Origin of the sequence: Sphingomonas echinoides ATCC 14820, from assembly GCF_000241465.1 — a bacterium.
Classification (GTDB): Bacteria; Pseudomonadota; Alphaproteobacteria; order Sphingomonadales; family Sphingomonadaceae; genus Sphingomonas; species Sphingomonas echinoides.
This window is the reverse complement of the sequence record NZ_JH584235.1, coordinates 2,948,034-2,959,630: the sequence shown is the minus strand read 5'-3', so window position 1 is coordinate 2,959,630 and position 11,597 is coordinate 2,948,034. Positions and strand designations below refer to the sequence as shown.

Annotated in this window: 11 protein-coding genes; 6 read left to right on the top strand and 5 right to left on the bottom strand. The window is 66.1% G+C overall.

The features are described 5' to 3' along the window. Nucleotides 1-79 precede the first annotated feature (79 nt). Complete coding sequence (locus tag ON00_RS13825) at nt 80-484, top strand: glycine zipper 2TM domain-containing protein (RefSeq protein WP_010406658.1); 405 nt, start codon at nt 80-82, stop codon at nt 482-484. A gap of 108 nt (nt 485-592) precedes the next feature. Here ON00_RS13825 and phbB read toward each other — a convergent pair whose 3' ends face one another. From phbB to ON00_RS13805, 4 genes are read right to left on the bottom strand one after another with little or no spacing between them, the layout of a single operon-like run. Next, entirely contained in the window at nt 593-1,315 is a 723-nt protein-coding gene (phbB, locus tag ON00_RS13820; RefSeq protein WP_010406656.1) for an acetoacetyl-CoA reductase, read from the bottom strand. Between the two features lie 36 nt (nt 1,316-1,351). After that, nucleotides 1,352-2,365: a ferrochelatase gene (gene hemH, locus ON00_RS13815; protein WP_010406655.1), complete on the bottom strand. Its 1,014-nt coding sequence runs from the start codon at nt 2,363-2,365 to the stop codon at nt 1,352-1,354. Continuing rightward, nucleotides 2,365-4,602 carry a xanthine dehydrogenase family protein molybdopterin-binding subunit gene (locus tag ON00_RS13810; RefSeq protein ID WP_010406654.1) on the bottom strand — a complete coding sequence of 746 codons (2,238 nt, stop codon included), beginning with the start codon at nt 4,600-4,602 and terminating at the stop codon, nt 2,365-2,367. Before ON00_RS13810 ends, hemH begins: the two co-directional genes overlap by 1 nt. Nucleotides 4,603-4,648: 46 nt before the next feature. After that, on the bottom strand, nt 4,649-6,352 hold the full coding sequence (locus ON00_RS13805) for a class I adenylate-forming enzyme family protein (protein WP_010406653.1): 1,704 nt from the start codon (nt 6,350-6,352) through the stop codon (nt 4,649-4,651). Between the two features lie 65 nt (nt 6,353-6,417). On the opposite strand from ON00_RS13805, the gene lgt reads away from it, so the two are divergent. The 4 genes from lgt (at nt 6,418) to pgeF (ending at nt 9,738) form a co-directional block, all read left to right on the top strand. Beyond that, on the top strand, nt 6,418-7,329 hold the full coding sequence (gene lgt / locus ON00_RS13800; RefSeq protein ID WP_010406652.1) for a prolipoprotein diacylglyceryl transferase: 912 nt from the start codon (nt 6,418-6,420) through the stop codon (nt 7,327-7,329). A 92-nt stretch (nt 7,330-7,421) separates the two neighbouring features. Further along, entirely contained in the window at nt 7,422-8,465 is a 1,044-nt protein-coding gene (locus ON00_RS13795) for a class I SAM-dependent methyltransferase (protein WP_029622896.1), read from the top strand. Next, nucleotides 8,462-8,971: a GNAT family N-acetyltransferase gene (locus tag ON00_RS13790; RefSeq protein WP_010406650.1), complete on the top strand. Its 510-nt coding sequence runs from the start codon at nt 8,462-8,464 to the stop codon at nt 8,969-8,971. Before ON00_RS13795 ends, ON00_RS13790 begins: the two co-directional genes overlap by 4 nt. A 35-nt stretch (nt 8,972-9,006) precedes the next feature. Further along, nucleotides 9,007-9,738, top strand: coding sequence for a peptidoglycan editing factor PgeF (gene pgeF, locus ON00_RS13785; protein ID WP_040602107.1), 732 nt, complete (start codon nt 9,007-9,009; stop codon nt 9,736-9,738). A gap of 30 nt (nt 9,739-9,768) precedes the next feature. On the opposite strand, the gene ON00_RS13780 is transcribed toward pgeF, so the two are convergent. Next, complete coding sequence (locus ON00_RS13780; protein WP_010406643.1) at nt 9,769-10,149, bottom strand: VOC family protein; 381 nt, start codon at nt 10,147-10,149, stop codon at nt 9,769-9,771. Between the two features lie 95 nt (nt 10,150-10,244). Between ON00_RS13780 and ON00_RS13775 the strand changes: the two genes are divergently transcribed. Further along, a complete protein-coding gene (locus ON00_RS13775) occupies nt 10,245-11,585 on the top strand; it encodes a cystathionine gamma-synthase family protein (protein ID WP_010406642.1) in 1,341 nt (446 codons plus the stop codon). The last annotated feature ends 12 nt before the right edge of the window (nt 11,586-11,597 follow it).

The window sequence follows — 11,597 nt, the reverse complement described above, 5'->3', positions numbered from 1 at the left end:
CTAACAGCGCCATTCAGGCTGACCTCAGCCCGACTCGGCCATAACCGGATCATCGGAAACACCAACCGGGAGACGCATCATGTTCAAGAAACTCACGCTCGCAGCCACCGCGATGGTCATGACCGCTTCCGGTCTGGCCGCGACCCCTGCCGCCGCCCAGCGCTATGATGGCGGCCAAGGCTATGCTTACGATCAGGCGTATCGCGACGGCTACAATCGCGATGACGGATATCGCGGGTACCGGGATGATCGGCGCGGCTATCGCGACGACGGCTATTATCAGGACCGCCGCTATTACAGCCGCGCGCGCAACCGCTGCAATAACGACCGCGGGACCATTATCGGCGCGATCGCGGGTGGCTTGCTCGGCAATGTGATCGCAGGCGGCGGCGACCGCACGCTCGGCACCGTCCTGGGTGCAGGCGGCGGTGCCCTGGCCGGTCGTGCGATCCAGAAGGACGGTCAGCCGGGCTATTGCCGCTAACGCGACCGCGACGCTTTTCAGAGTTCCCCCGCGTTGCGGAACAGGGGGCGGAGGCCGGCTTCCCTAGAGGTCGGCCTCCTTTATGTCCGGGCGCGATGCGCCGGGCGATCAATACATATGTTGCCCGCCATTGATGCTGAGCGTCGAGCCGGTGACGAACCCGCCCTCGTCGGAACACAGGAAGGCAACGCCGCGCGCGATTTCGCTCGCTTGCCCCAACCGACCGACCGGGATCTTGGCAACGATCTTCTCCAGCACGTCCGCCGGGACGGCGGCGACCATGTCGGTATCGATATAGCCGGGCGCGATCGCGTTGACCGTTACGCCCGCCCGCGCGCCCTCTTGCGCCAGCGCCTTGGTGAAACCGTGAATGCCCGATTTGGCGGCCGCGTAATTGACCTGGCCATATTGCCCGGCCTGGCCGTTGATCGACCCGATATTGACGATGCGCCCCCATTTGCGGTCGCGCATGCCCGGGAACACCGCCTTGGCCATGTTGAAGCAACCGCCCAAATTGGTGTCGATCACCTCTTTCCACGCCTGGTAGCTGAGCTTCATGATCGTGCCGTCGCGCGTGATGCCGGCATTGTTGACCAGCACGTCGACCGGCCCCAGCGCCTCGACCACTTTCGCCGTGCCTTCCTGGCAGGCCTCGTAATCCGCCACATCCCATTTGAAGGCGGCGATGCCGGTGCGTTCGGTGAAGTCGCGTGCACGATCATCGTTGCCGGCATAGGTCGCAGCGACCGTCATGCCATGATCCTTCAGCGCGAGGCTGATCGCCTCCCCAATCCCGCGAGTGCCGCCGGTTACGATCGCGACGCGTGCCATTAAACTCTCCTCCCAGGATCTATCGCCTAGCCCACGCTAGGCGGATGGCGTCCACCCTTCAAGTTGACGCGCAAGTAAAACCCGTAGCATTTCGATGCCGATCTCATCGGCATTGAGGCAGGGGATATAGGCGAAATGGGTGCCGCCATTTTCCTCGAAGCTCTCCCGCCCCCGAATCGCCAGTTCCTCCAGCGTTTCAAGGCAATCGGCCGAAAAGCCGGGGGCGAAAATCGCGACCTTGGTGATGCCCTTGGCCGGCAGCGCATCGAGCGTCGCGTCGGTCGCCGGTTCGAGCCACTTCGCGCGCCCGAAGCGCGATTGGAAGGTGACCGTCATCGGCCGCCCCAGCCGCTCGCCCAGCAACCGCGCGGTCTTCTGGCAATGGCAGTGATAGGGATCGCCCAGTTCGAGCGTGCGCTGCGGCATGCCGTGGAAACTGGCAACGATCGCCTGCGGCTCGAAATCGAGCGCGGCCAGCCCCGCCGTCAGCGATTGCGCCAGCGCCTCGATATAAGCGGGGTCGTCATAATAAGGCGGCAAGGTGCGCAAGGCCGGTTGCCAGCGCATCTTGGCCAAAGCGGCAAAGGCTTTGTCATTGGCGGTCGCGGTCGTCGCCCCGCAATATTGCGGATAGAGCGGCGCGATCAGGATCCGTTCGCAGCCAGCATCCTTCATCGCCTGCAGGCGATTGGGGATGGAGGGATTGCCATAGCGCATCGCCCAATCGACCAGCACGTCCGCGCCGAACGCCCCTTGCAGCGCCGCGCTCTGCGCCTTGGTGATCGCGGCCAAAGGCGAGCCGTCGGCGCTCCACACCTGGGCATAGGCTTCCGCTGATTTTTGCGGACGGGTGTTCAGGATGATGCCGCGCAGGATCGGCTGCCAAATCAGCGGCGGAATCTCCACAACGCGGCGGTCCGAGAGAAATTCGGCGAGATAGCGTTTGACCGACTTGGTATCGGGCCCGTCCGGCGTGCCGAGATTGGTGAGCAGAACGCCGATCTTCGGCTTGGGCACGACCGGATGTCCGGCGGGGAGAATCGGTGGCATCAAACGGTTCCCGGAGTGAGCGGCAGGCGGCGCAAGCGATAGCCCGTAGCGGCTTGCAGGGCATTGGCAATTGCGGGCGCAACCGGCGGCACGGCGAGTTCGCTCACCCCGCCCGGCTCCGCCTCGCTCGAAATCAGCTCGACCGTAATGTCAGGGGTGTCGGCCAGTCGTGGCAGGCCGAGATCGCCAAAGCCGCGCGCCTGGGCCAGATTGGCCTTGAACCCGGTCGCGCTGCCGGTCGCCGCCGCCATGCCGAACAGCAACCCGCCCTCGATTTGCTGGCGGACGATGTCGGGATTGATCTGCCGCCCGCAATCGACCGCCGCGACGATGCGATCGACGCTGACCGCCTGCCCCTCGCCGACATGCGCCTCGACCAGCACCGCGATATGGCTGCCGCGAAAGCTGTGGCAGGCAATGCCCTGCCCGCTTCCCGCAATGCCGCCTTCCCAACCGCCAAGCGACGCGGCGGTCGAAAGGCACCGCGCCAGCCGCGCATCCCCGCCCAGCATGCCGATGCGGAAGGACAGCGGCTCGGTTCCCGCGACATGCGCCAGTTCGTCCAGAAAACACTCGGTAAAAAACGTCGTGTAGCTATGCGCGCCCGAGCGCCAATGTCCGGTTGGCACACCGATATCGGCCGGGTGATGGTCGATCGCATAAGCCGGAATACGGTAAAACGGCGTGGCCCCGGCCACCGCATAGCCATCGCCGAACGGCGTGACGGCTTGCGCCGTGCGGAACCCCGTATCGTGCGCCAGTAAGCGCGCCGCCAGATCCTGCCCGGTGGCAGGGGCGGCGATCTTGGCCAGCCAGCCGAGGATCTGTCCGTTGCCGCCGAGCCGCGCCGCCATCCGGGCCATTGCCGGGGGGCGATAGCGATCGTGCAGCAGATCCTCCGACCGGCTCCACACCAGTTGCACCGGGCGTTTGAGGCTGTGCGCCAGCACCGCCGCCTGCGCCGCGCACTGCGTTTCCAGATTCGCGCCGAACGATCCACCGATCAGCATCGGATGCACGAGCACCGCATCCTCGCTAACACCGATCGCCGCCGCCGCCGCGCTGCGCGCCAATCCCGGTGCCTGGGTCGGCAACCACAGTTCCAGCCGCCCGTCCCGATACTGCGCGGTCGCCGTCATCGTCTCGATCGCGGCGTGCGCGGCAAGGCCGACATGGTAATCGGCGGTCACCACGCGCGCGCCCTTGAACACCGCCGACAGATCGCCCTGCCGCGCGATGCGTGCGCCGGGCCCGTCGAGCGCGGCCTTCAGCGCCGCAGTGATGCTGGCGGTGTTGACCACGCGGCTTTTCGTCTCGAACCGGGGGGCGAGCGCATCGAGCGCCGTGTTCGCCGCCCACCAATTATTGGCGATCGCCGCGACCCAGCGATCGTTGGTGACGACCTGCAACACGCCGCGAACGCGCTCTGCCGCCGTGCGATCGACCCGCACCAACGTGCTGTCACCCACCGGGCCTTGGCGGATGCTGGCATAGACCATGTCGGGCAAGCGCACGTCGCCTGCGAAATTGGCCGATCCGTCGATCTTGGAGGGGCCATCGAGCCGGGGCAGCGACTGGCCCGACAGCCGGTCGCCACCATCCCCGCGCAGCGGCAACGGATCGGGCAGGGTGCCACCGACCGCCTCAGCCGCCAGCTCGGCGAAGCGCAACCTGTCCTTGCCGTGGACGACAAAACCCTCGGCGGTGGTGCACGCCTGCCACGCGACCTTCCACCGTTTGGCCGCAGCCTGGCACAACAACACGCGCGCCGCCGCCCCCGCCGCGCGCAAAGGGTCCTCAAATGCGCGGATCGAGGTCGATCCGGCGGTCAGCATCAGCCCCATCCGCCCGGCATGAGCCTGGCGCCACGCCTTGACCAGGCCGTCGCCCGGCTGCTCGAACAGTTCGCGCGCGCCAAGCGCATTGGCGTAGAGCGGATTGAACGGGGCTGCCTCCACCGCGACCGTCCGCCAGTCCGCACCCAGTTCGTCGGCGATGATTTGCGGCAGCGTCGTGTAGACGCCCTGCCCATGCTCGGCCTGCGGCACGGCGACGGTGACATGGCCATCGTCGCCGATCTTGAGCCACGCGCCAAACACGCTCTCGCCCTTGTCGGCGGTGAGATTGCCGGAATAGCGCCGTGGCCATAGCCCCCACGCCACGACCAGCCCGATCCCTGCCCCACCACCGATCAGCAGCGTGCGACGATCGATCTTCGGGGGTGCGGGGGAAGCCATCGCCTTGCTCTATCGCGCCAAGCGCCGCACCGCCAGTTCGGTGTGGCTATGCCGTCACGGTCTCCGCCGCCGCCAGTGCGCGATATTTGGTGCGGATCGATACCTTGTCGATCTTCTCGGTGCCCAGGCGTGGCAGTGCGTGATCGACGATCCAAATGCGCTGCGGCACCTTGAAGGCGGCAACATGCGCAAACAGGAATGCGCACAGCGCCTCGGTCGTCAGCGTCTCGCCCTCGCGCGGCAGCACCACCGCGCCCGGCACTTCGCCAAAGCGTTCGTCGGGAAGGCCGAATACGGCTGCCTCGGCCACCGCCGGATGCTCGTAAATCGCCGCCTCGACTTCCTGGCACGAGATATTCTCGCCGCCGCGGATGATGATGTCCTTCTTGCGATCGACGATGAACAGATACCCATCCTCGTCCAGATAACCGATGTCGCCGGTCAGAAAATAGCGATCGGCGGTGAAGGCGGCGGCGGTCGCATCGGGCCGCCCATAATATTCGGTGAAGTTGCAGATCGAGCGGATACCGACCTCGCCGCGCTCACCCTGCGCGACTGGTTTGCCCGCGCCATCCAGGATCGCGAGATCGACCAGGGGTGCCGATGCGCGGCCAGTCGAATTGGGTTTGGCGAGGTAGTTGTCGCGGAAATTGCCGCAGCCCACGCCATTGGTCTCGGTCAGGCCATAACCGAGCAGCGGCTTGGGGCCGCCCATTTCGTCGGCGATGCGGCGGACATGCTCGACCGGGCGGGGCGCCCCCCCCGCCGCGAAATCGGTAACCGAGGACAGATCATACTCGGCGCGCTTGGGGTGCGTCAGGATTTCGAAGCTCATCAGCGGCACACCGACGAAATAGCTGATCTTTTCCGCCTGGATCAGCCGCATCGCTTCTTCGGCATCCCATTTCGGCATCAGCACCAGTTTGCGCCCCATCGCGAAGCTTTGCAGGAACACCGGGACTTCGGCGGTGACATGGAAGAGTGGCACGTTGAGCAAGGTCGCGGGCTGGCCGACCGGCGGAGTGCCGTCCGCAGTCGTGATACCGAGCATCACCAGCGCTTGCGCCAGATAGTTGAACACGCCCTGCGTGACCGCACGGTGGTTGCTGATCGCACCCTTCGACTGCCCGGTCGAGCCCGAGGTGAACAGGATCGTGGCGGGGTCTTCGGGCGCGATCGTCGGCAGGGCGACATCGGCCGGTCCGGCCAGCGCCGCCAGCGCGATGCCAAGCGGCCGCACGTCATCGACCGTCACCACCGCGACATCGAGCCCATCGATATCGGCCAGCCGTTTGGCGCGCGGCGGGTCGGCAAAGACCAGACGGCATTCGACCTCGGCCACCGCCGTCGCCAGCTCTTCGGACTGCCACCAGCCGTTGAGCAGCGTCGCGACACCGCCCGCCATCACGATGCCCATGTACAGCGCGATCCATGACGGCGAATTGCGCATCGCGATGCCGATCCGGTCGCCGGGGGCAACGTGATGGTGTGCAATCAGGCTCTTCGCGACGCCCTGCGCGACCGCATAGACCTCGGCAAAGGTCAGCCGCTCGGGCCCCGCCACCAGGAAAGGCAGCTCGGCGTGATTCGCACAATAATGCGCGAAATAGGGGGGCAAGGTCTGCGGCACGCCGGTGATCAGCGGCAGCTCGACGCCACCTGCCGTTACGGATCCCAAGCCGAATGGTGCCCCGGGGCCGGTCAGCCCCGCCAGCGCGGCATCCATCCGCAGGTCCAGTTTGCTCGGCATCTCGCTCTCCACTTGGTCTTATCGCCTTCCCCCATTATGGAGGCGCAAATCCTCGGGGAAAAGCCTTGATCCTGACCGCCGCCCTGCCCGTGCTCGCCAATGCCGCCTCGGCCGCGCAGGGCCACCTCCATTTCGCCGATCTCCACCTCAATCCGGTGGCGATCGACCTGCGTTTCTTCCAGATCAAATGGTATTCGATCGCCTATATCACCGGCATCCTGGTCGGCTGGTGGTATCTGCTGAAGCTGCTGCGCCAGCCGGGCGCACCGATGGCGCGGCGTCATGCCGATGATCTGGTGTTCTACGCTACGCTCGGCATCATCCTAGGCGGGCGGCTGGGCTATGCGCTGTTCTATGCGCCGCAATTGCTGACCACCTGGGGCCTGTTCAAGCTGTGGGATGGCGGCATGTCGTTCCACGGCGGGATGATCGGCACCTCGATCGGCATCATCCTGTTCGCACGCTCGCAAAAGCTCGATTGGCTGCGCGTGCATGATTATCTCGCCTGCGCGGTGCCGTTCGGCCTGTTCTTCGGGCGGATCGCCAATTTCGTGAACGGCGAATTGTGGGGCAAGCCCGCCGACGTGCCATGGGCAATCGTGTTCAACGACACCGTGCAAAGCGGCATGATCGAACCCGCACGCCACCCGAGCCAGCTCTACGAAGCCGGGCTGGAGGGCGTCGCCTTGTTCGCGGTGCTGTGGTTTGCCTTCTGGAAGACCAAGGCGCGCTATGAGCCGGGCAAATTGGTCGGGCTGTTCCTGCTTGGCTATGGCCTGGCGCGCTTCACCGTCGAATTCTTCCGCGAGCCCGATGCGCAATTCAACCAATGGTGGGGCGGCTTCTTCGCGCACACGATCCATATGGGCCAGGTGCTGACGCTGCCGATGATCGTGGCCGGGCTCTATCTGATCGTCACCGCCAAGGGCCGCCGCCACCGCGTCGTGCCGATCGCGGGCGACGCGAGCGTGGCATGAAAAAGTCCCCCTCCCGCGTGCGGGAGGGGTTAGGGGAGGGAATGGCCGCAGCGTCCCTCGATCCTATAACAGCCCCTCCCCCAGCCCCTCCGATGAGCGAGAGGGGAGATTTGGCCGACCGCCTCGCCCGTGCGATCACGCTCGCCGGGCCGATTTCGCTCGCGCAGTTCATGGCGGCGGCCAACCAGCAATATTATGCGACGCGCGATCCGCTCGGCAGCGGCGGCGATTTCACAACCGCGCCCGAAATCAGCCAGATGTTCGGCGAGTTGATCGGCCTGTGGGGTGCCGATCTGTGGGACCGCGCCGGGCGGCCGCACGCGGCGTGGGTCGAACTCGGCCCCGGTCGCGGAACGCTCTCGACCGATGCGCTGCGCGCGGCGGGCAAGGCCGGTTTCGTGCCGCCGGTGCACCTGGTCGAAACCAGCCCGGTGCTGCGCGCCGCGCAAGCCGAGCGCTTGCCGCACGCGACCTGGCACGACGCGATCGACACATTGCCCGCCGATCGCCCGCTGATTGCCGTCGCCAACGAATTCTTCGACGCGCTGCCGATCCGGCAACTCGTCAAGGGTACAGGCGGCTGGTTCGAGCGGTTGGTCGCCTGCCAGGACACTTTGTTCCTGCCGATTGCCGGCAAGCAAGTGCCCGATGGCGTCATCCCCGAAGCCTTGCGCGATGCCGCCGCCGGATCGGTGATCGAGACGTCGCCCGCCAGCGTGGCGATCCTGCGCAGCCTCGCCCAGCGCATCGTCGCGCAAGGTGGTGCGCTGCTGGTGGTCGATTACGGCTATGATGGCCCCGCCGTCGGCGACACGCTGCAGGCGGTGCGCGGCCATGCCTACGCCAACCCCTATGAGGCGCCCGGCGAGCAGGACCTGACCGCGCATGTCGATTTCGGCACGCTCGCCGCGGCGGCGATCGTCGAGGGGGCGCAGGTTGCAGGGCCGATCGGCCAGGGCGCATTCCTCGGCGCGCTCGGTATCGCCGCGCGCGCGGCGGCGCTCGCCAAGGCTGCGCCCGACCGCGCCGAGCGTATCACCGCCGATCACCAGCGGCTGACCCAGGCGATGGGCACTTTATTCCAGGTTCTGGCGGTTTCCTCCCCCGACTGGCCACTCCCAGCGGGGTTTGCATGATCCATTACCGAGACGCCCGGACGATCGACGGGCCAGCGCTGGCCGCAATGGCGCGCCAGTCGTTCACCGAAACCTTCGGCATGCTCTATCCCGAATCCGACCTGAGCGCGTTTCTCGACGAGGCGTTCGGGCCCAATGGCTTGCCCGCGCAACTGTCCGACCCCGATTTCGCGATCCGGCTGGCGCTGGACGAGGGCCAGATCATCGGCTTCGTCAAAATGGGGCCGGTCACCTTCCCCGGCGAATGGCGGCCTGATGCGATCGAGCTCTACCAATTCTATGTACTCAGCGACTGGCACGGACAGGGCGTCGCGCAGGAGCTGATGGCGTGGTCGCTCGACCATGCGCGCAGCCACGGCGCGCGCGAGGTGATCCTGAGCGTCTATGTCGACAATCACAGGGCGCACCGTTTCTATGAGAAATACGGCTTTCACGACATTGGACGGATCGCCTTCCGCGTGGGCGCGACCGTCGATGACGACAATCTGATGCGGCTGGTGCTGTGAGCGCGCCCGCACTCGTCGAGGTGATCCGCGCGCCGATGCTGGCGGGAATCCCGCATGGCTTTCTCGGGCGGATCGGCGGCGTATCGACGGGTATCCATGCCTGGCTGAACGTCGGCATCGGCTCCGACGACGATGCGGCCGCCGTCATCGAAAACCGCGCGCGCGCCGTGGCGGCGGTGCAGCCCGGCGCGCGCTTGCTATCGCCCTATCAAGTGCATTCCGCCGATTGTGTCACCGTGGTCACGCCGTTTGCGGACGATGCGCGCCCGCATGCCGATGCGCTGGTGACCGATCGCCCCGGTCTCGCGCTCGGCATCGTCACCGCCGATTGCGCGCCGGTGTTGCTGGCGGATGTGCAGGCCGGCGTCATCGGCGCGGCGCATGCCGGGTGGAAGGGCGCGCTCGGCGGCGTGACCGATGCGACGATCGAGGCGATGGAAGCGCTCGGTGCGCAGCGCGACCGCATCGCCGCCGCGATCGGCCCGTGCATCGCGCGCGCAAGTTACGAAGTGGACGCGGGCTTTGCGGATCGCTTCGCAGCCGACGACCCGGCCAATGAACGCTTCTTCGCCGAAGGCCGCGCGGGCCATTTCCAGTTCGACCTGGAGGCCTATGTCGCGCACCGCCTGGCCAGCGTGGGGGTGACTCGCGTGGCGATGCTCGGGCTCGACACCTATGCCGATGAAGCGCGCTTCTTCAGCTTCCGCCGCGCAACGCATCGCGGCGAGCCGGGCTATGGCCGTCAGATTTCGATCATCGGCCTCTGACGCCTCGCCCAGCGGGCGGCCAAAAGCCCGTTACCGCGTCTTCACTTCGTCGGGATTGGTCAATTGCGCGACGATCCAGCCATTGCCGTCCGGGTCCTGCAGCATGGTGAAGCGCCCCCATGGCTGTTCGTCGACCGGTGACACCGTCGCCCCGGCCGCCGCCAGCCGCGCATGTTCGGCATCGATATCGTCCACCGCCAGCATCAGCCCCTGCACCGATCCAGGGGGCATGGCATCGAACCATGTCACCAGCGCAACCGTCGCGCCGCTATCCTTGGGCTGCAACTGCACCCAGCGCATGTCAGGGCCCATCGCCTCGTCGCGCAGCACCACCAGTCCGAGCGTTTCCACGTAAAAAGTCCGCGCGCGTGCCACATCGGTCACGGGCACTGAAACGATTGCGATCGGCATGTCCTGTCCCCCCACGGATCCGCCGCGAAATAGTATCATTCGAGACTATCTCGCGGTAAAGCCTCCTATCATTTTTCGACACAGGATGCACCCTTATGGCGACGCCCACCGACCGGACCGACCCGCAGACCGAAGCCGATCTGACCGGCGTCGCGCCACGCACCAAGCCCAAGCCCTCGATCGAAAAGATCGGCGACCGCAAGCTGAAGGCGTCCACGCTGATGATGGGCCATGGCTATGATCCGATGCTGTCGGAAGGCTCGCTCAAGCCGCCGATCTTCGCGACCTCGACCTATGTTTTCCCCAATGCCGCCGCAGGCAAGCGCCATTTCGAGGGCGTCACCGGCAAGCGCCCCGGCGGCTCCGAAGGGCTGGTCTATTCGCGCTTCAACGGGCCGAATCAGGAGATTCTCGAAGATCGCCTGGGCGTATGGGAAGAGGCCGAGGACGCTTTGGTCTTTTCCAGCGGCATGTCGGCGATCGCGACGCTGTTCCTGTCGATGGTCAAGCCGGGCGACACGATCGTCCATTCGGGCCCGCTCTACGCCGCGACCGAGACGCTGATCGCGCGCATTCTCGGCCGCTTCGGCGTGCATTGGCTCGATTTTCCGGCGGGCGCGACGCGCGAGGAAATCGATGCCGTGATGAGCAAGGCGGCGACCGGCAATGTCGCGTTGATCTATCTCGAAAGCCCCGCCAACCCGACCAATGCGCTGGTCGACATTCAGGCGGTGGCGGCGAGCCGCGACGCGATCTTCACCGGTGCCACCAAGCCGCCGATCGCGATCGACAACACCTTCCTCGGCCCGCTCTGGCTCAAGCCGCTAGAACATGGGGCCGACATCGTCGTCTACTCGCTGACCAAATATGCCGGCGGCCATAGCGATTTGGTTGCAGGCGGCGTGCTGGGGTCCAAGGAGCACATCAACACGATCCGCCTGATGCGCAACACGATCGGCACGATCTGCGACCCCAATACCGCGTGGATGCTGATGCGCAGCCTGGAGACACTCGAACTGCGCATGAGCCGCGCGGGCGAAAATGCGGTCAAGGTGTGTGGCTTCCTGCGTAGCCACCCCAAGGTCGAGCGAGTCGGCTATCTCGGCTTCCTAGCCGATACGCCGGGGATGGAGCGCCAGGCCGACATCTATGCGCGCCATTGCACCGGTGCCGGATCGACCTTTTCGCTGATCCTGAAGGGCGGCGAGAAGGAGGCGTTCGCCTTCCTCGACGCGCTGAAAATCGCCAAGCTGGCGGTGTCGCTGGGCGGCACCGAGACGCTCGCCTCGCACCCGGCGGCGATGACGCATCTGTCGGTGCCCGATGCGCGTAAACAGGCGCTCGGCATCACCGACAATCTCGTGCGCATCTCGATCGGGGTCGAGGATGCCGACGACCTGATCGCCGATTTCGAGCAGGCGCTGGCAGCGATCTGATAAGCGTGGCCC

Bases quoted from the DNA above. Each gene is read 5' to 3' on its own strand.
- ON00_RS13825 (WP_010406658.1), top strand. From the start codon at position 80: ATGTTCAAGAAACTCACGCTCGCAGCCACCGCGATGGTCATGACCGCT.
- phbB (WP_010406656.1), bottom strand. From the start codon at position 1,315: ATGGCACGCGTCGCGATCGTAACCGGCGGCACTCGCGGGATTGGGGAG.
- hemH (WP_010406655.1), bottom strand. From the start codon at position 2,365: ATGCCACCGATTCTCCCCGCCGGACATCCGGTCGTGCCCAAGCCGAAG.
- ON00_RS13810 (WP_010406654.1), bottom strand. From the start codon at position 4,602: ATGGCTTCCCCCGCACCCCCGAAGATCGATCGTCGCACGCTGCTGATC.
- ON00_RS13805 (WP_010406653.1), bottom strand. From the start codon at position 6,352: ATGCCGAGCAAACTGGACCTGCGGATGGATGCCGCGCTGGCGGGGCTG.
- ON00_RS13795 (WP_029622896.1), top strand. From the start codon at position 7,422: ATGAGCGAGAGGGGAGATTTGGCCGACCGCCTCGCCCGTGCGATCACG.
- ON00_RS13790 (WP_010406650.1), top strand. From the start codon at position 8,462: ATGATCCATTACCGAGACGCCCGGACGATCGACGGGCCAGCGCTGGCC.
- pgeF (WP_040602107.1), top strand. From the start codon at position 9,007: ATGCTGGCGGGAATCCCGCATGGCTTTCTCGGGCGGATCGGCGGCGTA.
- ON00_RS13780 (WP_010406643.1), bottom strand. From the start codon at position 10,149: ATGCCGATCGCAATCGTTTCAGTGCCCGTGACCGATGTGGCACGCGCG.
- ON00_RS13775 (WP_010406642.1), top strand. From the start codon at position 10,245: ATGGCGACGCCCACCGACCGGACCGACCCGCAGACCGAAGCCGATCTG.